Genomic DNA, 629 nt, shown 5'->3' with positions numbered 1-629 from the left:
CCTCGCGCTCGCCGCCACCGCGGTCGGCGCCCCGGCCCTGTTCGCCACCGCGCTGGTCTCGGTGGCGACCGCGGTGGCCGGAGGCCTCATGGGGTACTCCGGCCTGTCCGTGCCCGCCTCCGTGGCGCTGGTGGCGACCGTGGTCGCGCTCGCCGCCGGAGCGGTTGCGCCGTTCGCCTTCAAACTGGCTGGAATGCGGCTGCCCTCGCTGCCGTCCTCCGCAGCCCAGCTGCAGGAGGGCATCGAGCCCTACGCGGGCGACGAGGTCGCCGAGCGCACCCTGCTGGCCGGACGCTGGGTCACCGCGCTCTTCGCCGCCACCGGCGTCATCGCCACGGCAGCCCTGGTCGTCCTCACCGAGGGCCCCAACCTGCCCGAGGTGCTGACCTCCGTCGCCCTGACCCTGCTGCTGCTTCTGCACTGCCGGGGGCTGGTGCACATCTCGCAGCGGCTGACCCTGGCCGTGCCCGGCGTCCTGGGACTGCTGCTGCTTGCCCGCGCCTGGGCGGTGGCCGACGACAGCGACGCCCGCGTCATCGTCTTCGCGGTGCTGCTGGCCGCCGCCCAGGCGCGGGCAGGCAGCAGCAGTCCCAGGGCGCCGGGCACGGCCAGGGTCAGCCGCTGCGAGA

Annotated in this window: 1 pseudogene; it reads left to right on the top strand. The window is 75.4% G+C overall.

Annotation, left to right across the window (positions count from 1 at the left end):
- A pseudogene (locus tag O3Q52_RS53880) lies at positions 1-629 on the top strand (type VII secretion integral membrane protein EccD); the annotation flags it as partial.

It is taken from the genome of Streptomyces sp. ActVer, assembly GCF_027270795.1.
Classification (GTDB): Bacteria; Actinomycetota; Actinomycetes; order Streptomycetales; family Streptomycetaceae; genus Streptomyces; species Streptomyces umbrinus_A.
This window is presented reverse-complemented; position numbering and strand designations above follow the sequence as displayed.